This window comes from Streptomyces sp. NPDC051578 (assembly GCF_044454045.1).
Taxonomy (GTDB): domain Bacteria; phylum Actinomycetota; class Actinomycetes; order Streptomycetales; family Streptomycetaceae; genus Streptomyces.
In genome coordinates this window covers 1,762,933-1,779,112 of sequence record NZ_JBITDH010000001.1, presented here as the reverse complement: position 1 = coordinate 1,779,112, position 16,180 = coordinate 1,762,933, and the positions used below count along the sequence as shown (strand labels likewise).

Annotated in this window: 15 protein-coding genes; 9 read left to right on the top strand and 6 right to left on the bottom strand. The window is 71.1% G+C overall.

The genetic code is table 11. The features are described 5' to 3' along the window. Positions 1 to 99: 99 nt before the first annotated feature. Positions 100 to 900: an alpha/beta fold hydrolase gene (locus tag ACIA6C_RS07940; protein WP_399273660.1), complete on the top strand. Its 801-nt coding sequence runs from the start codon at positions 100 to 102 to the stop codon at positions 898 to 900. 77 nt (positions 901 to 977) lie between these two features. Here the strand turns inward: ACIA6C_RS07940 and ACIA6C_RS07935 are convergent, their stop codons facing one another. Continuing rightward, positions 978 to 1,559 carry a TetR/AcrR family transcriptional regulator gene (locus ACIA6C_RS07935; RefSeq protein WP_399273658.1) on the bottom strand — a complete coding sequence of 194 codons (582 nt, stop codon included), beginning with the start codon at positions 1,557 to 1,559 and terminating at the stop codon, positions 978 to 980. Between the two features lie 122 nt (positions 1,560 to 1,681). On the opposite strand from ACIA6C_RS07935, the gene ACIA6C_RS07930 reads away from it, so the two are divergent. The 3 genes from ACIA6C_RS07930 (at position 1,682) to ACIA6C_RS07920 (ending at position 5,151) form a co-directional block, all read left to right on the top strand. Then, positions 1,682 to 3,265 carry an MDR family MFS transporter gene (locus ACIA6C_RS07930; protein WP_399273656.1) on the top strand — a complete coding sequence of 528 codons (1,584 nt, stop codon included), beginning with the start codon at positions 1,682 to 1,684 and terminating at the stop codon, positions 3,263 to 3,265. Positions 3,266 to 3,487: 222 nt separating this feature from the next. Next, a complete protein-coding gene (locus ACIA6C_RS07925; protein ID WP_399273654.1) occupies positions 3,488 to 4,306 on the top strand; it encodes a polysaccharide deacetylase family protein in 819 nt (272 codons plus the stop codon). 218 nt (positions 4,307 to 4,524) lie between these two features. Then, a complete protein-coding gene (locus tag ACIA6C_RS07920; RefSeq protein WP_366081788.1) occupies positions 4,525 to 5,151 on the top strand; it encodes a hypothetical protein in 627 nt (208 codons plus the stop codon). 207 nt (positions 5,152 to 5,358) lie between these two features. Here the strand turns inward: ACIA6C_RS07920 and ACIA6C_RS07915 are convergent, their stop codons facing one another. From ACIA6C_RS07915 to ACIA6C_RS07905, 3 genes are all read right to left on the bottom strand, one after another. Beyond that, positions 5,359 to 6,630 carry an extracellular solute-binding protein gene (locus tag ACIA6C_RS07915; RefSeq protein WP_399274526.1) on the bottom strand — a complete coding sequence of 424 codons (1,272 nt, stop codon included), beginning with the start codon at positions 6,628 to 6,630 and terminating at the stop codon, positions 5,359 to 5,361. A gap of 290 nt (positions 6,631 to 6,920) precedes the next feature. Beyond that, positions 6,921 to 7,538, bottom strand: coding sequence for an SMI1/KNR4 family protein (locus tag ACIA6C_RS07910; RefSeq protein WP_361129244.1), 618 nt, complete (start codon positions 7,536 to 7,538; stop codon positions 6,921 to 6,923). A gap of 59 nt (positions 7,539 to 7,597) precedes the next feature. Continuing rightward, positions 7,598 to 7,906 (bottom strand): DUF192 domain-containing protein, encoded by a 309-nt coding sequence (locus tag ACIA6C_RS07905; RefSeq protein WP_399274524.1) that lies wholly within the window; start codon positions 7,904 to 7,906, stop codon positions 7,598 to 7,600. Between the two features lie 296 nt (positions 7,907 to 8,202). Between ACIA6C_RS07905 and ACIA6C_RS07900 the strand changes: the two genes are divergently transcribed. After that, complete coding sequence (locus tag ACIA6C_RS07900) at positions 8,203 to 9,234, top strand: prepilin peptidase (RefSeq protein ID WP_399273651.1); 1,032 nt, start codon at positions 8,203 to 8,205, stop codon at positions 9,232 to 9,234. A 164-nt stretch (positions 9,235 to 9,398) separates the two neighbouring features. Here the strand turns inward: ACIA6C_RS07900 and mgrA are convergent, their stop codons facing one another. Continuing rightward, entirely contained in the window at positions 9,399 to 10,436 is a 1,038-nt protein-coding gene (gene mgrA / locus ACIA6C_RS07895) for an L-glyceraldehyde 3-phosphate reductase (protein WP_399273649.1), read from the bottom strand. A 127-nt stretch (positions 10,437 to 10,563) separates the two neighbouring features. On the opposite strand from mgrA, the gene ACIA6C_RS07890 reads away from it, so the two are divergent. From ACIA6C_RS07890 to ACIA6C_RS07875, 4 genes are all read left to right on the top strand, one after another. Continuing rightward, the gene (locus ACIA6C_RS07890; protein WP_361129235.1) at positions 10,564 to 11,325 is read left to right on the top strand and encodes an isoprenyl transferase; all 762 of its coding nucleotides are present in this window, start codon (positions 10,564 to 10,566) and stop codon (positions 11,323 to 11,325) included. A gap of 328 nt (positions 11,326 to 11,653) precedes the next feature. After that, a complete protein-coding gene (locus tag ACIA6C_RS07885; RefSeq protein ID WP_329197895.1) occupies positions 11,654 to 12,970 on the top strand; it encodes a PhoH family protein in 1,317 nt (438 codons plus the stop codon). Positions 12,971 to 13,406: 436 nt separating this feature from the next. Continuing rightward, the gene (locus ACIA6C_RS07880; RefSeq protein ID WP_399273647.1) at positions 13,407 to 14,114 is read left to right on the top strand and encodes a transglycosylase SLT domain-containing protein; all 708 of its coding nucleotides are present in this window, start codon (positions 13,407 to 13,409) and stop codon (positions 14,112 to 14,114) included. A 132-nt stretch (positions 14,115 to 14,246) separates the two neighbouring features. Further along, positions 14,247 to 15,584, top strand: a complete 1,338-nt coding sequence (locus ACIA6C_RS07875) for an AI-2E family transporter (RefSeq protein WP_399273645.1) — start codon at positions 14,247 to 14,249, stop codon at positions 15,582 to 15,584. Positions 15,585 to 15,643: 59 nt separating this feature from the next. On the opposite strand, the gene ACIA6C_RS07870 is transcribed toward ACIA6C_RS07875, so the two are convergent. After that, positions 15,644 to 16,180: an alkyl hydroperoxide reductase gene (locus ACIA6C_RS07870; protein WP_366082467.1), complete on the bottom strand. Its 537-nt coding sequence runs from the start codon at positions 16,178 to 16,180 to the stop codon at positions 15,644 to 15,646.

Genomic DNA, 16,180 nt, shown 5'->3' with positions numbered 1-16,180 from the left:
CCCTGACGAAGGCCGCCACACGGGCTAACGGCGCGTGTGAGCCGTGGCATCCCGAGGTATGTGTCCCGGCGGACCTACCGGCGGATCAGGAGACTCGGCATGCCACGGACCCGGGTGAACGGCGTGGAACTGTTCTACGAGGTCACGGGCGAGGGCGACCCCCTCGTGCTGGTCCACGGGTCCTGGGTCGACCACCACACCTGGCGCCTGGTCGCCCCGCGCCTGGCCCGCTCGTACCGGGTGGTGGTCTACGACCGTCGCGGTCACAGCGGCAGTGAGCGCCCGCCCGGCCAGGGCACCCGCACCCAGGACGAGGACGACCTCGCCGCGCTCATCGAGACCCTGGACCTCGCCCCGGCCTACGTCGCGGGAGGTTCCTTCGGCGGGTCCACCGTCCTCGGCCTCGCCGCCCGCCGCCCCGACCTGTTCCGCGCCCTCGCCGCCCACGAGCCCCCGCTGCTGGGGCTGGTCGAGGGCGATCAGGAGGCGCAAGCCGCCCGCCTGCGCCTGGACGCCGTCTTCGCGGACATCCGCGGCGGCGACCACGCGGCCGCGGCCCGGCGCTTCGTGGAAGAGGTGGTCTCCGGGCCGGGCGAGTGGGGCAGGGTGCCGGAGTCGATCCGCGAGACGTTCGTCGCCAACGCCCCCACCTTCCTCGACGAGCAGTCGGACCCGGCCTGGGCCATGATCGACCTCCCGCGCCTCGCCGCCTGCTACACCGGCCCCGCCCTGCTGACCAGGGGCAGCGCGGGCATGCCCTGGTTCCCCGGGATCGTCGCCAAGCTCGGCAAAGCGCTGCGCGGGTCGCGGGTCGTCACCCTGGTGGGCGCCGGTCACGTCCCCCACCTCACGCACCCGGACGCCTACGTCGACACCCTCACCGGGTTCCTGCGGTCGTAGGGTCCCCGCCCGCGGCCGGTGCGGACGGGGGTAGCCCGCCTGACGGGCTCCGGCGGGCTCCGGCGGGCTCCGGCGGTCTACGGCAGGTGGTGGTGGGCCTGGGTGATGAGGTCCGTCGCGACTTCCAGGGCCGCTTTACGGGTCTCCTCGGGGTCGCCCTCCACGTGCTGGAGGAACATCATCCCGGCATGCAGGGTGAACAGCGCGCTGATGCAGCGGACTTGGTCGGCCAGGGGGGCGTCCTGCGCCCTGAGGAGTTCCACCAGGGAGAAGAGCCGCTTCTTCATGGTGTCGCCGATGCTGAGCTCCCGCACCGTCGCCTGGTTCTCCTGCATGAAGCGGTAGAGCGAGGTTCCCGCCGCCATCGCCTCGCTGTAGCGGCGCAGCACCTCACGCTTGGTCTCCAGCGTGCGCGGCTCGCCCCCGGCCCAGCTGATCAGGTCGTCGATGGGCTGGGTCAGGTCCTCGAAGACGCTGATGATGATGTCTTCCTTGGTCTTGAAGTGGTAGTACAGCGCCGCCTTCGTGACGTCGAGCCGCTCGGCGATCTCGCGCAGCGACGTCTTCTCGTACCCCTGCTCGGCGAAGAGCTCCAGCGCGACGTCCTGGATGCGCTGGCGCGTGTTCCCGCGCCGCTGGTGCGGACTGCTGCTGGACATGACTCTCCCCAAGAAACTTACTTGACGCCCGGCTAGTGACGCGTCTACCTTCACCAGTGTAGTGAACTAGCCGGGCGGCAAGTAAGTGGCCGGGTGCGGAAAGTGCCAGGGGAGTGGACGACATGGTGGAGATGACGAAAAATACGGAGAACTCCGGGGAGGTGAAGCCCCGCAGCGTCCGCGTCGTGCTCATGGCCCTCATGATCGCGATGCTGCTGGCCATGCTCGACAACATGATCATCGGTACGGCGATGCCGACGATAGTAGGCGAGCTCGGCGGGCTGGAGCACCTGTCCTGGGTGGTCACGGCGTACACGCTGGCCACCGCGGCCTCCACGCCCATCTGGGGCAAGGTCGGCGACATGTACGGGCGCAAGGGCTCGTTCCTCACCTCCATCGTGATCTTCCTGATCGGTTCCGCCCTCAGCGGCATGGCCCAGGACATGGGTCAGCTGATCGGTTTCCGCGCGATCCAGGGCCTGGGCGCCGGCGGTCTGATGGTCGGCGTCATGGCGATCATCGGCGACCTGATCCCGCCCCGCGAGCGCGGCAAGTACCAGGGCATGATGGCCGGCGTCATGGCCCTCGCCATGATCGGCGGCCCGCTGGTCGGCGGCACCATCACCGACCACATGGGCTGGCGCTGGTCCTTCTACATCAACCTCCCGCTCGGCGCCGTGGCGCTGGCGATGGTGAGCGCGGTCCTGCACCTGCCCAAGAAGAAGGCGCAAGGCAAGATCGACTACCTGGGCGCGGCCCTGCTGACCCTCGCGATCACCTCCACCGTGCTGGTCACCACCTGGGGCGGGACCGAGTACGCCTGGGGTTCCGGTGAGATCATCGGCCTGATCGTCGTCGGCGTCGTCGCGATCGCCGCGTTCCTCTTCGCCGAAACCAAGGCCGCCGAGCCCGTCATGCCGCTGCACATCTTCCGCAGCCGCAACTTCACCCTCATGTCGGTGATCGGCTTCCTCGTCGGCTTCGCGATGTTCGGTGGCGTGCTCTACCTGCCGCTGTTCCAGCAGGCCGTGCAGGGCGCCTCCGCCACCAACTCGGGCCTGCTGCTCCTGCCGATGCTGCTCTCGATGATGGTCGTCTCGCTGATCGCGGGCCGCGTCACCACCAGCACCGGCAAGTACAAGATCTTCCCGATCGTCGGCGGCGCGCTCATGGTCGTCGGGCTCTTCCTGCTCGCCACGATGGACACCGACACCACCCGACTGGTCTCCGGCCTGTACATGGCGGTGCTCGGCGCCGGGCTCGGCTTCCTGATGCAGATCACGATGCTGGTCGCGCAGAACAGCGTGGACATGAAGGACATGGGCGTCGCCTCGTCCTCCGCCACCCTCTTCCGTACGCTCGGCGGTTCATTCGGCGTGGCCCTGATGGGGTCGCTGTTCACCTCGCAGGTCACCGACACCATGACCGACCGGCTTGGCCCGGCCGCTGCCGCCAACGCGGGCTCGGCGCAGCTCGACGCGGCCAGCCTGGCCAAGCTGCCCGCGGTGATGCGCGAGGCCTACCAGCACGCGGTCGCCGCCGGTACGCACTCGGCCTTCCTGCTCGGCGCGGCCATCGCCGTACTGGGCTTCCTGGTGGCCTGGTTCGTCAAGGAGGTCCCGCTGCGGGGCGCGGGTCCGGCCGCGGCCGGCGCCGGTGAGGGCGGCAAGGCCGCCCAGGCTCCGCAGGAGTCCCTCGCCCACTGAGCGGACGGCCTCATGAAAGCCCGGCCCCGGGGATCCGCCGATCTCCCGGGGCCGGGCTTTTTGCGTGCCCAACTCCCCTTCGGAACAGGGACGATCACCGACGAAGGCCGCGGACGCGGGAGCCTGACACCCTCTCGGGCGGAACTCCTCAGCGGCGGCGGACGTCATGATCTATGGACGGAACACACAAAGCGGACGCGATGCGGGGAGTTGAAACGGCTCATGGGGTTCACGGCAGGCGCACGGCGGCGGGGGAGGACGACGGCCCGGCCGGCCATCGCGACGGTGGCGGCGGCCGCGGCCGTCGCGGCGACGGTCTGGGGCGCGACGACCCTCGGCGGACCGGCCCAGGACGGCCCCCGGGCGGACGGGGGACCGTCCGCCGCGCCAGGAGGCCAGACCGCCCCCCAGGAGATGTCCCGGCACGTACCCGAGGGCATAGCCCACGCCTCCGAGGGCGGAGCGCGGGCCGTCAACATCACCGTCGACGACGGGCCCGACCCCCGCTGGACCCCGCAGGTCCTCGACGTGCTCAAGCGGCACGACGTGAAGGCCACCTTCTGCATGATCGGGCCGCAGGCCGAGGCCCGCCCCGACCTGGTCAGGGAGGTCGTCGCGGCGGGCCACCGGCTCTGTGACCACACCGCCTCGCACGACACGGCGATGGACAAGAAGCCCGCCGCCTACCAGCAGGAGCAGATCCTGGCCGCGAAGCGGCAGATAGAGCGGGCGGCCGGCGGTGCGGGCGAGGTGGAGTACTACCGGGCGCCCGGCGGCGCGTTCACCCCGCAGAGCCGCCGTCTCGCCGCCGAGAACGGCATGCGCCCGCTCGGCTGGAACGTCGACAGCAAGGACTTCGCCAAGCCGGGCGTCGCGGCGATCGTGGCCACCGTCAAGCGGGAGACGAAGAACGGGCCGACCCTGCTCTTCCACGACGGCGGAGGCAACCGCTCCCAGACGGTCCAAGCCCTCGACCAGGTGCTCGACTGGCTCGCCGACCAGGGCCGGCCGACCGGCTTCCCGGTCCGCACCGCGCCCTGACCCGCGACCGGGGGCCGCGCCCCGCACCGCGCCCTGACCCGCGACCGGGGCCGCGCCCCGACCTACGATCCGCACCGCGCCGCGGCCCAACTGGCGCTCATCGGCTGGTATGCCCGGTGTCCGCGGATCCGTCACCCCCGCGTCCGGCTCCGGGGCCCTTACGGGTGAACGCGCGCGCGGCGTCGTTCCGGCCCGCCCCGGGCCTGCGTTGGTCGGGCATGAACCGCAGCCGCACCGCCGCCCTCGCTCTCTCCGCCGCCTTGGCGGCCCTCGCCCCGGCCCTCGGCCAGTCCGCCGCCACCGCCGCCCAGGGCACCTACCTCCAGGACCCGGGAGGCGGCGAGAAGGCAATGAAGTCGATGTGGACGAAGGACGACATGCACAAGGTGGAGGCCCAGTTCCGCCTCTACCCGAACATCCAGTACAAGACCGTCAGGCGGACCGAATCCAAGGGCGGCCAGCAGTGGGAGCGCGACGTTCCCGACCCCAAGACGCTGGCCTGGATGCCCTCGTACGAGTTCGCGTGGTCGGTCGCCGACTCCCAGCTCGTCAAGAAGGCGGTGACGACGAAGGACGGGAAGCACCCGATCGTCCTGCACGCCGTGCTGCTCACCCCCGGCCGGGCCAAGGCGGCGGAGGTGGACCAGGAGTTGACCGGCCGGCCCGCCACGGGCCGGGTCAAGGTACCGGGCGGGAAGCGGATCGCCTGCGACACCGGTCGGTACACGGTGGAGTGGTCGGTCACCCGCTCCGGCTACGGGACGCTCCGGGGAACGCTGCCCTGGGATTCCGGCTGCGAGCAGTACCGTACGGCGTTCTCGGACGACAACGGGCACATCAAGTAGAACGGGCCGCAGCGGGCCGGGTTCGGAAGGCCGGCCGCCCGCGCGCACCTTGTGGGTGGTCGCAGGGCGGCTGGGCCGCGGCCTCGGATCAAGGGCCGTGGAAGCCATGATGCCGCATGGGGTGGGTGGGGCGTGCGGCGTGCGGTGTGCGGCGCGGTGTGCGGCGCGGCGTGCGGTGAAGAGCGCGGTGGGGACCGCGTATCCCGCTCAGTGCTTCTTGCGGGCCGCGGCCGCTTTGGCGGCGATGTCCTCCAGGACGCTCTTCGCGTCACCCGTCGGTTCCACCGCACGGCCGATGTTGCGCTTGATGGTGTCGCTGACCGTCACCCAGGACGGGTCGTTCACCGGGTACAGCTGGGCGCCGCGCAGCGCGGTCAGGAAGTCCTGGTCGGTCTTGTCGAGACCGCCGCCGGCCGGGGTGCGGGAGGCGCTGACGGTCGCGGGGAGCAGGTGGTAGCGGCTCGCGAAGTCCGACAGGTTCTTGTCCTGGTAGACGAAGTCCAGGAACTTGCCGATCTCCGCTCCCTTGCCGTTCTGCTTGAACGCCATCATCCAGTCCGCCACGCCGACGGTCGGCGGGGTCTCGCCCGACGCGAGCGTGTCCGAGACCGGCATGGGGACGGTGCCGACGCTGATGCCCTTGGCGCGCGCCTCGTAGGCGAGCGAGGGGTAGCCGTTGACCATGCCGACCTCGCCGCGCAGGAAGGCGGCGAACGCGTCGGCACGGTTGACCTGCGACGGAGCGACGGGTCCGGTCAGACCGGGGGTGACCAGGTTGTCCTTGACCCACTTGAAGGTCTGGATGTTCTGGTCCGACGCGAGGCTGTAGTTGCCGCTGCTGTCGGCGTAGCCGCCGCCGTTGCTCAGCTCCCAGATCAGCGCCTCCGCGTGCGCCTCCTCCGGGCCGAGCGGCAGGGCGTACGGGACCTTCACCCCCTTTTCCCTGAGGGCCTTGGCGTCGGCCTTGAGGTCGTTCCACGTCTTGGGGGCCGTGATGCCGGCCTGCTTGAACAGGCCCTCGTTGTAGAACAGGAGACGGCTGCTCGCCACGAAGGGCAGGCCGTAGAGGGTGTTGCCGACCGAACCGGCCTCGGCGAGGGGCTGGAGGAAGTTCGCCTCGGCGGTGATGGCGAGGAGTTCGTCGGCGGTATAGAGCTTGCCCTGCGCCGCGAAGTCCGAGTACGAGCCCATGAGTGCCATGTCCGGCGCATTGCCGGCCTTGACCATGCGGGAGACCTCGCGGTCGATGTCGGCCCACGGAAGCAGCTGCACCTCGACCTTGATGCCGGGATTGGCGGCGGTGAAGTCGTGCGTCACCTTGTCCCAGTACACCTTGGAACTCGTGGCCGGACTGTCGCCGTATTCCGCGGCGACCAGGCGCAGCGTGCCGCTGTCACCTGCGCCGCCGTCGGAGCTGCCACAGCCTGCGAGAGGTATCAATAGGCCGATTACGGCCGCACCGGCGGCTGGGCCGAACATTCTTCGTCGCACGGGTGGATTCCCCTGAGTTTCTTCTGATTCCCGGTGTTACTTATGAGTTACTCCGGGCCGAGGTGTCCCTTCATGGCCCGTTGGCCGGAATTCTCTCCTGACGGCAGGGTGGTTGGTCCCATTGGGGCGGCAGTTGTGGGCAATGCTCCAACTGGCCTTATTCCTTATGGTGTTTTCCGATATGCCATCCGGAATCTGGACGCGCGTAGACATGGCGAAAAGCCCGTTTCCGAGGGGAAACGGGCCGGACGGGGCGGAAAAGGGAAGGGTGGCGGGGACTAGTCGGCGAAGTCGCCCGCGTACGGGTCGGGCTCGCCCGTCTCGGGGTTGCGGCCCTCCTGCCAGCGGCGCTGGGCCTTGCGCCAGTGCACGAAGCTGAGGTGCCCGCTGTCCCAGAAGGTGATGCTCACGGGGCTGACGTCGAACTCGTCGGAGCAGAGCCGGTAGAGGAATTCGGCCATTCCGTACGGGTAGAGGGCGAACGGGTCCGCGGTGTGCCGTCCGACGACGAGGACCGGCCACCGGTCCGGGTCGGGGTCGTCGGTCAGCCAGCACAGGATGTCGGAGCCGCCGGTCACGCCCCAGGCGATGATCGACTCGGGGTCCACGTCGAAGGCGGCCCGGCCGCCCTCGGCCTCCCACACCTGCCGGGCGTTCTCGGTCTCCTCGGCCATCTCTGCGGGGGCCCACTGGAGACCGGGCTTCGGGAGCGGCAGCAGGATGCCCGCCTCGCCGTTGATGGAGCCGGAGCCGAAACGGCCCATGAACGCGATGAAATCGGCCGGGAACCGGGTCCCCCAGGCCGCCTCCGCGGCGGGCCAGTCGATGTCCTCGTCGGCGCCATGGGTCGCGGGCATGATCTGCTCCAGCGCCTTGACCGCAACGTTCTCCGTCATGCCGCTCCCCTGCCACCCCAGCTCAACCGCCCCAACCTACCCCCGGGGCGTCGCGTCGCCTAGCGGTCGCCCCGCTCGGGGGTCTCGACTTCCAGCCGGGTGCCGGGGCGCAGGTTCCACTCCGTCATGGCGCCGGCCGCGGCCTCCAGGACGTGCCGGGAGCGCAGGCGGGGCAGGCCGAGGCGGCCGGGGGGCATCGTGGTCACGGCGATCACGGTGAGGTTCCGGTCGAGGTGGGCCACGTCGATGGGGAAGCGCATCCGGAAGGTGTGGACACTGGCGGCGGGGGTCAGCAGCAGGGCCCCGGTGATCTGGTCCCGGCCGAGCAGACCGCGGGTGCGGGCCCGGTACGAGGCCGCGATCTCCAGCGGGACTTCGAGCGGGACCCCGGGCGCGACCTCGGGGAGCGGGACCTCCGGCCGGCCCGGTTCGGCGCGGGCCGGTTCGGCGCGGCCCGGTTCGGCGCGGGCCGGTTCGGCGCGGGCCGGATCCGCGGGCCGGGTCCCGGGCCCGGCTCCCGACGGGCCGTAGACCTTGAGGGTGGCTTCGCCGTCCGTCCAGTGCCGCCTGATCGCCATGCCCGTCAGGGTAGGCGCCGATGCGTCCCGGCCGATGGGCCCCCGGGCCCATGTCCCCGCCGCCCGCGGGGGCCTACGGTCGGCGGATGGGCCTGGCCGTGATCATCCTCGCCGCCGTCTACGGTGTGACCGGGGGGTTGCTGCTGCCCCGCGCCGCCTACCGGCTGTCCGTGGAGCCGGACCGGCCCTGGCGGGACCGCTGCCCCGAAGGCCACCCGCTGCCCGGCTGGCTCGGCCTCGCCCGCTGCCGGGGCGGCCTCGACAGCCCGGCGGCCCCGGAAGCCCCCTGCGCCCCGGCCGGTCCGCCGGCCCAACCCGAGACCCCCGCAGCCCCCGCACCGCCCCACCCTGACGCCCCGGTGGCCCCCGCACCGGTCCGCCCCGACACCCCCGTGTCCCCCGGATCGGCCCACCCTGACGCCCCGGCCGGTCCGCCGGCCCAACCCGAGACCCCCGCAGCCCCCGCACCGCCCCACCCTGACGCCCCGGCGACCCCCGCACCGGTCCGCCCTGACGCCCCGGCGCCCTCCGTACGGACGCCCTCCGTACGGACGGCACCCGTGCGGTCGCATGCGTACGGGCCCTCCTCCGTCCGCACCGCCGCGCTGAGCGGCGCGGTCTGTGCCGCCCTCGCCGCGGCCGGCGGCCCGCGCCCCGAGGTGGCCGTCTTCGTGGCGCTCGCGCCCGCGCTCGTCCTGCTCGCCCTCGTGGACCTCGCCGTGCACCGGCTGCCCGACCCGCTGACCCTGCCGCTCGCCGCGCTCACCGCCGCCCTGCTCGGCGGCGCGGCCCTGCTGCCCGGCGCCGCCGGGTCGTGGCGGCTCGCCCTGCTCGGCGGGGCGGCGCTCGGGGCCTCGTACCTCGTGCTGTTCCTGATCAACCCCGCCGGGATGGGCTTCGGCGACGTCAAGCTGGCGCTCTCGCTCGGGGTCGCTCTTGGGTGGTACGGGTGGGGGGTATGGATCGCCGGGGCTTTCCTCGGCTTCCTCTACGGCGCCGCGTACGGCCTCGCCCTTGTGCTGCGCGGCCGCGGCGGACTCAAGGCGGCCATCCCGTTCGGCCCCTTCATGGCCGCCGGCGCCTTCACCGGAATGCTGCTGGGCGGATTCGGAGCGTAATCATTTCGCGCCGATGCACGCAGGACGCTTTACGAAGGGTTATGGTGGAACCCCCCCCTCGGGCCGGTCCGTATCCCCCCCACGGACCGGCCCGTTTTTCGTTTTTCGCCGCCCCCGCGGGCACCGCCGCGAAAGCGCAGGTCAGTGCCGCGGAGGAGGAGGCCTCAGCCCCGCTGGGCCCAGATGTTCGTCCCCGGGGTCGAAACGGCGTAGGAGTCGATCTCCTCCAGCTCCTGCGCGCTCAGCGGCGGACCGGCCAGCGCGGCCACGTTCTCCTCCAGCTGCGCCACGCTCGACGCGCCGATCAGCGCCGAGGTCATCCGGCTGTCCCGGAGCACCCACTTCAGCGCCAGCTGCGCCAGCGACTGCCCGCGCCGGCCCGCGATGTCGTTCAGGCCGTTGAGCCGCCGCATCACGTCGTCCGAGAGCAGGCCCGGATCCAGCGACTTGCCCTGGGTGGCCCGCGAGCCCTCGGGGATGCCCTTGAGGTACTTGCCCGTCAGGAGCCCCTGCGCGAGCGGCACGAAGGAGATGCAGCCCATGCCGGCCTCCTCCAGGACGTCCAGCAGCCCGTCCTCCTCCGTCCAGCGGTTGATCATGGAGTAGGAGGGCTGGTGGATGAGGGGACGTACGCCCATCTCCACGAGGATCCGCGCCGCCTGCGCCGTCTGCTCCGCCGTGTACGAGGAGACGCCGACGTAGAGCGCCTTGCCCTGCTGCACCGCGGACGCCAGGGCGCCCATGGTCTCCTCCAGCGGGGTCTCGGGGTCGAAGCGGTGCGAGTAGAAGATGTCGACGTAGTCGACGCCCATCCGCCGCAGCGAGGCGTCGAGCGAGCCGAGCAGGTACTTGCGGCTGCCCCATTCGCCGTACGGGCCTTCGTGCATGAAGTAGCCGGCCTTGGTGGAGAGCACCAGTTCCTCGCGGTGGGACGCGAAGTCCTGCGCGAAGACCTTGCCGAAGTTCAGCTCGGCCGAACCGGGCGGCGGCCCGTAGTTGTTGGCGAGGTCGAAGTGGGTGACGCCGAGGTCGAAGGCGCGGCGCAGGATGGAGCGCTGCGAGTCCAGCGACTTGTCGTCGCCGAAGTTGTGCCACAGGCCGAGGGAGACGGCGGGGAGTTTGAGGCCGCTGCGGCCGGTGCGGCGGTACTCCATGGAGTCGTAGCGCGAGGGCTCTGCCCGATAGGGATTGGTATCAGTCACGTTGTCCTCCCTATCACGGACCTGTGACCGGCCGAGTTGGGTACCCGATCCCGGCGCGCAGTAATGTGGCGGCTCGGGGGTAGGGACCGCAATCCGCACGGGGGACGCACGGAGGGGCTGGAAGATCGTGAAGCTGCGCGACCTGGTGTACAGGCTCTACGCACGCCGGGTGGAAGGCCGCCTCGACCACGACGCGTCGCCCAAGCACATCGGCGTGATCCTGGACGGGAACCGGCGCTGGGCGAAGGCGTCCGGAGGCACGACGGAGCAGGGCCACCAGGCCGGTGCCGACAAGATCTCGGAGATGCTCGGCTGGTGCACCGAGACGGACGTCGAGGTCGTCACCCTGTGGATGCTCTCCACGGACAACCTGGACCGGCCGGAGGTCGAGCTCCGTCCGCTGCTCAACATCATCGAGAACACGGTGCGGGGCCTCGCCGCGGACGGCCGCTGGCGGGTCCACCACGTCGGCAACCTGGACATCCTCCCCGCCGGGACCCAGACGGTGCTCAAGGAGGCCGAGCAGGCCACGCACGACGTCGACGGGATACTCGTCAACGTCGCGGTGGGCTACGGCGGCCGGCAGGAGATCGCCGACGCGGTCCGTTCGCTGCTGCTGGAGCACGCCGAGAAGGGCACCTCGTTCGAGGAGCTCGCCGAGGTCCTGGACATCGACCACATCGCCGAGCACCTCTACACGCGCGGCCAGCCCGACCCCGACCTGGTGATCCGCACCAGCGGCGAGCAGCGGTTGTCCGGTTTCATGCTGTGGCAGAGCGCGCATTCGGAGTACTACTTCTGCGAGGTCTTCTGGCCGGCCTTCCGCAAGGTCGACTTCCTGCGGGCCCTGCGCGACTACGCCGCGCGCCACCGCCGGTACGGCACCTGAGCCGCGGGACCTGACGCCCCCTCGGGCCCGTCCGGGGGACTCCCCCCGCCGTCGCGAAGCCTTCACCAGCGGTTCACCGAGCGTCCGTCATATGCCATGGCATGGGCGCACCGGTTCGAGGGCATACCCCTAGCAGGTCGACGCCCGATCCACGGGTGTCGAGTCTCAGCGGACGGCATGGGGCCGTCCGCCCGGGAGGCCCTTTGCACCAGGACGCGCGTGCGGTTCGCACGGACGTAGTGGAGGGCCGGAAATCGGCCCGCGCATGGGTGCCGATGACCGGTCCGGTCTTCATGGCCCGACCTCTTCCGAGGGGGTACGTCCTTCCGTGGTGACCAGCACAAAGCGCCGCCTGCCCGACAGGCGGACCTACGTCCTCGACACCAGCGTCCTGCTGGCAGACCCCAACGCGGTATCCCGCTTCGAGGAGCACGAGGTCGTGCTCCCGATCGTGGTGATCACCGAGCTGGAGGCCAAGAGGCACCATCCCGAACTCGGCTACTTCGCGCGCCAGGCCCTGCGCCTGCTCGACGACTTCCGGGTCCGCTACGGTCGCCTCGACGCCCCCATCCCGCTGGGCGATCTGGGCGGAACCCTGCGCGTCGAACTCAACCACTCCGACCCCGGCGTCCTGCCGGCGGGCTTCCGGCTCGGGGACAACGACTCCCGCATCCTGGCCGTCGCCCGCAACCTCCAGGCCGAGGGCTACGACGTCACGGTGGTCTCGAAGGACCTGCCGCTGCGCATCAAGGCCTCCTCCGTGGGGCTGCTCGCCGAGGAGTACCGGGCCGAGCTCGCGATCACCGACAGCGGCTGGACCGGCATGAGCGAGCTCGCGCTCTCCGGGGAGCAGGTCGACCTGCTCTTCTCGGAGGAGCGGCTCTACGTTCCGGAGGCCGCCGAACTGCCGGTGCACACCGGGCTCGTCCTCCAGTCGGAGCGCGGCAAGGCGCTCGGCCGGGTCACGGCGGACGGCAACGTCCGCCTCGTACGCGGCGACCGCGAGGCCTTCGGGCTGCACGGCCGCAGCGCCGAGCAGCGCATCGCGCTGGACCTGCTGCTCGATCCCGAGATCGGGATCCTCTCCATGGGCGGCCGGGCGGGCACCGGCAAGTCGGCGCTGGCGCTGTGCGCGGGCCTGGAGGCGGTGCTGGAGCGCAGGCAGCACCAGAAGGTGATGGTCTTCCGGCCGCTGTACGCGGTGGGCGGGCAGGACCTCGGCTACCTGCCGGGCGACGCCGCCGAGAAGATGAGCCCCTGGGCGCAGGCGGTCTTCGACACCCTCTCCTCCGTCGCCGGGCGGGAGGTCATCGAGGAGGTGCTCAACCGCGGGATGCTGGAGGTCCTGCCGCTCACGCACATCCGGGGCCGTTCGCTGCACGACGCCTTCGTGATCGTGGACGAGGCGCAGTCGTTGGAGCGCAACGTCCTGCTGACCGTGCTGTCCCGGATCGGCGCCAACTCGCGGGTCGTCCTGACCCACGACGTCGCCCAGCGGGACAACTTGAGGGTCGGCCGGTACGACGGGGTGGTCGCGGTCGTTGAAAAGCTCAAGGGCCACCCGCTGTTCGCGCACGTCACGCTGACGCGTTCCGAGCGCTCCCCGATCGCCGCGCTCGTCACCGAGATGCTGGAGGCGCTGTGACGGGGGCCGCCGCCCGTCGGCCCTGACGGTCAAAAGGGGCAGAAAGCCCATAGGTGCACGATGAGTTGGCGCCGCCCGGCAAAGGTCCAGCAGCCTAGCCGGGCGGCGCCGTGCTGCACAGGCCTTCCCCGGAATACGGGGCGTCCGGGCAGGTGTGACCTTTCCCACGCAACGTGGAATTGCCCTGCGGCGTCGCGGTCCGGCAGAGTCTGCTTTCCGTCAGGCCCCGCATACGGCACTTCTGTACCTCTCGCGAGGTACGCGCACACCAACAACTCCAGAGTCGGTCGCCGTATGCCGCCCGAGTCAGACGGCAGCCCCCGCGAGGGAGTTGCCCCGGGTCCGCGCCTCCAGTGACCGCAGATTCATGGAGGCCAGTGTGAGGGGCACTATTGCGCCCGCGCGGTCACTGCGGACGCTGCTGGAAGGACACCGTGTGAGCCGGATCTCGGTCCGGGGGTTCGCAGTGGCTTCGGCCACCGCGGTCACCACCGTCGGCGCAGTCGTAGGCGTTGCAGCGGGCGACGCCACCCCGAACGACCTCGAAACGACCGCCGCCGGAACGACTCTCCTCACTGACATCCCGGTCGGCGACCAGGCGCAGGTCCAGAGCGCGTCCCTGACGCAGCAGGCCGACGCCATCGCCCACGCCGCCGACGCCGACGCCAAGCGATCGGCCGAGGAAGCGGCACGCATCCAGGCGGCGCAGGACGCCAAGGCGAAGAAGACGGACGCCGAGGCCGCGGAGAAGAAGAAGCAGGCCGAAGCGGAGGCGAAGAAGCGCGACGCGGAGCAGGTCGCCAGCCGCTCCGCGACGCGCAGCGCCGGGGACTTCGCCGTCCAGGGCTCCTACACGGTCGCCCAGGTCAAGGAGATCGCCCGGCAGATCGTGCCGGCCGGCCAGTTCCAGTGCTTCTCCAACATCATCAACGAGGAATCGACCTGGAACTACCAGGCCGTGAACTCCTCCTCGGGCGCCTACGGCCTCGTCCAGGCCCTGCCCGGCTCCAAGATGGCCTCGGCCGGCGCCGACTGGCGCACCAACCCGGCCACGCAGATCGAGTGGGGCCTGGGCTACATGAACGACCGGTACGGCAGCCCGTGCAGCGCTTGGAGCTTCCACCAGGCCAACGGCTGGTACTGAGCCTCCACGCCGCTCCGGGGAACCCGGATGCGGAGAACGACTTCGGGAAGCCCCGCACCGTCCTACGGTGCGGGGCTCCCGCGCGTGTACGGTCGGGCGAGTGTGTCCGCGGGCGGGGGGAAAGGGAAAGACATGACGAACAGGGCAGGCTGGCTCGGCCGGATCGGCAGAGGGCTCAGCCAGATCGGCGCGCGTCTCGACGAACGGCGGGCCGAAGTCGAGGCGGAGACCGCCGTCGACGTGCCCGTCCCCGTCCCGGTCGCGGTCGACGGGCCGGTGCCCACGACCGTGATCGCCCCCGGCGGTGACTCCGGCTGGCGGGAGCGGCCCGACCCGGTGACGGTCATCCCGTGGGGCATGAGGGTCGCCGCGGAGGCCAGCTGGCGGCTGCTGCTGCTGGCCGGGATGCTCTGGGTGCTGATGAAGGTGATCAGCGAGGTCCGTCTCGTCGTCCTCGCCTTCTCCGCCGCCCTGCTGGTCACCGCGCTGCTCCAGCCCTTCGTGGTGCGGCTGCGGCGGCTCGGGCTGCCGCGCGGGCTCGCCACGGCCGTGACCGCGATCCTCGGCTTCGTCGTGATCGGCCTGGTCGGCTGGTTCGTGGTCTGGCAGGTGATGGAGAACCTCGACACCCTCTCCGCCCGGGTGCGCGAGGGCATCGACGAACTCAAACTGTGGTTGCTGGACAGTCCGTTCCACGTCACCGAGAAGCAGATCAACGACATCGCCAAGAGCCTCACCGACACCATCGGCACCAACACCGAGCAGATCACCTCCGCCGGTCTGCAAGGCGTGACGGTGCTCGTCGAGGTGCTGACGGGCATCCTGCTGTCGATGTTCTCGACGCTCTTCCTGCTCTACGACGGCAAGCGCATCTGGACGTGGGTGCTCGGCCTGGTCCCGCGCGCGGCCCGCCCCGGGGTCGCCGGCGCCGGTCCGCGCGCCTGGCGCACGCTGACCGCCTACGTGCGGGGGACCGTGCTCGTCGCCCTCATCGACGCCGTGTTCATCGGCCTCGGGCTGTACTTCCTCGACGTCACGATGGCGGTGCCGCTCGCCGTCTTCATCTTCCTGTTCGCCTTCATCCCGCTCGTCGGCGCGGTCGTCTCCGGCGCCCTGGCCGTCGTGGTGGCCCTGGTGACGCAGGGGCCGTTCATCGCGCTGATGGTCCTCGCGGTGGTGCTGGCGGTGCAGCAGTTGGAGGGGCACGTGCTCCAGCCGTTCATCCTGGGCCGGGCCGTACGGGTGCACCCGCTCGCGGTGGTGCTGGCGGTGGCGGCCGGCGGGATGGTCGCCGGGATCGGCGGCGCGGTGGTCGCCGTACCGCTGGTTGCCGTCACCAACACCGTGGTGGTGTTCCTGCGGGCGTACTCGCGCGACCAGCAGCGGGCGGCGACCGCGGCGACGGGCCCGGGCCCGCACGGCGCCACGGCCCTGCCGCGCGCCGAGCCGGAAGAGGGCGCCGACGCGTAGGGCCCCCGCGGCCGGTGACGGCTGCGGGGGCCCTGGGGCTCGTACGCGTACGAGGGTGCCTACTCGGCGGCGAGGGCTTCCTCGGCGTCGAGGGTGACGGCGACGGCCTGGATCACCGAGGCGATCTTGAAGGCCTCCTGGACCGTCTCGCGGCCGACACCGGCCTTGCGCAGCACCTGCTCGTGCGAGTCGAGGCACTGGCCGCAGCCGTTGATCGCGGAGACCGCGAGCGACCACAGCTCGAAGTCGACCTTCTCCACGCCCGGGTTGCCGATGACGTTCATCCGCAGGCCCGCGCGCAGGGTGCCGTACTCCGGGTCGGACAGCAGGTGCCGGGTCCGGTAGAAGACGTTGTTCATCGCCATGACCGCGGCCGCGGACTTGGCGGCCGTGTACGCCTCCGGCGACAGGGCCGCCTTCGCCTCCGGCTCCAGCTCACGCAGGACGCGCGGGGAGCGGGCGGCGATCGCGCAGGCCAGGACGGTGCCCCACAGCTGCTGCTGCGGCAGGTCGCTGTTGCCGATGACCGAACCGAGGTTCAGTTTCAGGTCCTTGGCGAAGTCCGGGACGGCGGCCTTGAGGGAGTCGAGGGACAT

Coding starts and splice junctions, on each gene's coding strand:
- ACIA6C_RS07930 (WP_399273656.1), top strand. CDS start 1,682: ATGGTGGAGATGACGAAAAATACGGAGAACTCCGGGGAGGTGAAGCCC.
- ACIA6C_RS07900 (WP_399273651.1), top strand. CDS start 8,203: ATGGGCCTGGCCGTGATCATCCTCGCCGCCGTCTACGGTGTGACCGGG.
- ACIA6C_RS07915 (WP_399274526.1), bottom strand. CDS start 6,630: ATGTTCGGCCCAGCCGCCGGTGCGGCCGTAATCGGCCTATTGATACCT.
- ACIA6C_RS07935 (WP_399273658.1), bottom strand. CDS start 1,559: ATGTCCAGCAGCAGTCCGCACCAGCGGCGCGGGAACACGCGCCAGCGC.
- ACIA6C_RS07875 (WP_399273645.1), top strand. CDS start 14,247: ATGACGAACAGGGCAGGCTGGCTCGGCCGGATCGGCAGAGGGCTCAGC.
- ACIA6C_RS07920 (WP_366081788.1), top strand. CDS start 4,525: ATGAACCGCAGCCGCACCGCCGCCCTCGCTCTCTCCGCCGCCTTGGCG.
- ACIA6C_RS07925 (WP_399273654.1), top strand. CDS start 3,488: ATGGGGTTCACGGCAGGCGCACGGCGGCGGGGGAGGACGACGGCCCGG.
- ACIA6C_RS07870 (WP_366082467.1), bottom strand. CDS start 16,180: ATGTCCCTCGACTCCCTCAAGGCCGCCGTCCCGGACTTCGCCAAGGAC.
- ACIA6C_RS07940 (WP_399273660.1), top strand. CDS start 100: ATGCCACGGACCCGGGTGAACGGCGTGGAACTGTTCTACGAGGTCACG.
- ACIA6C_RS07910 (WP_361129244.1), bottom strand. CDS start 7,538: ATGACGGAGAACGTTGCGGTCAAGGCGCTGGAGCAGATCATGCCCGCG.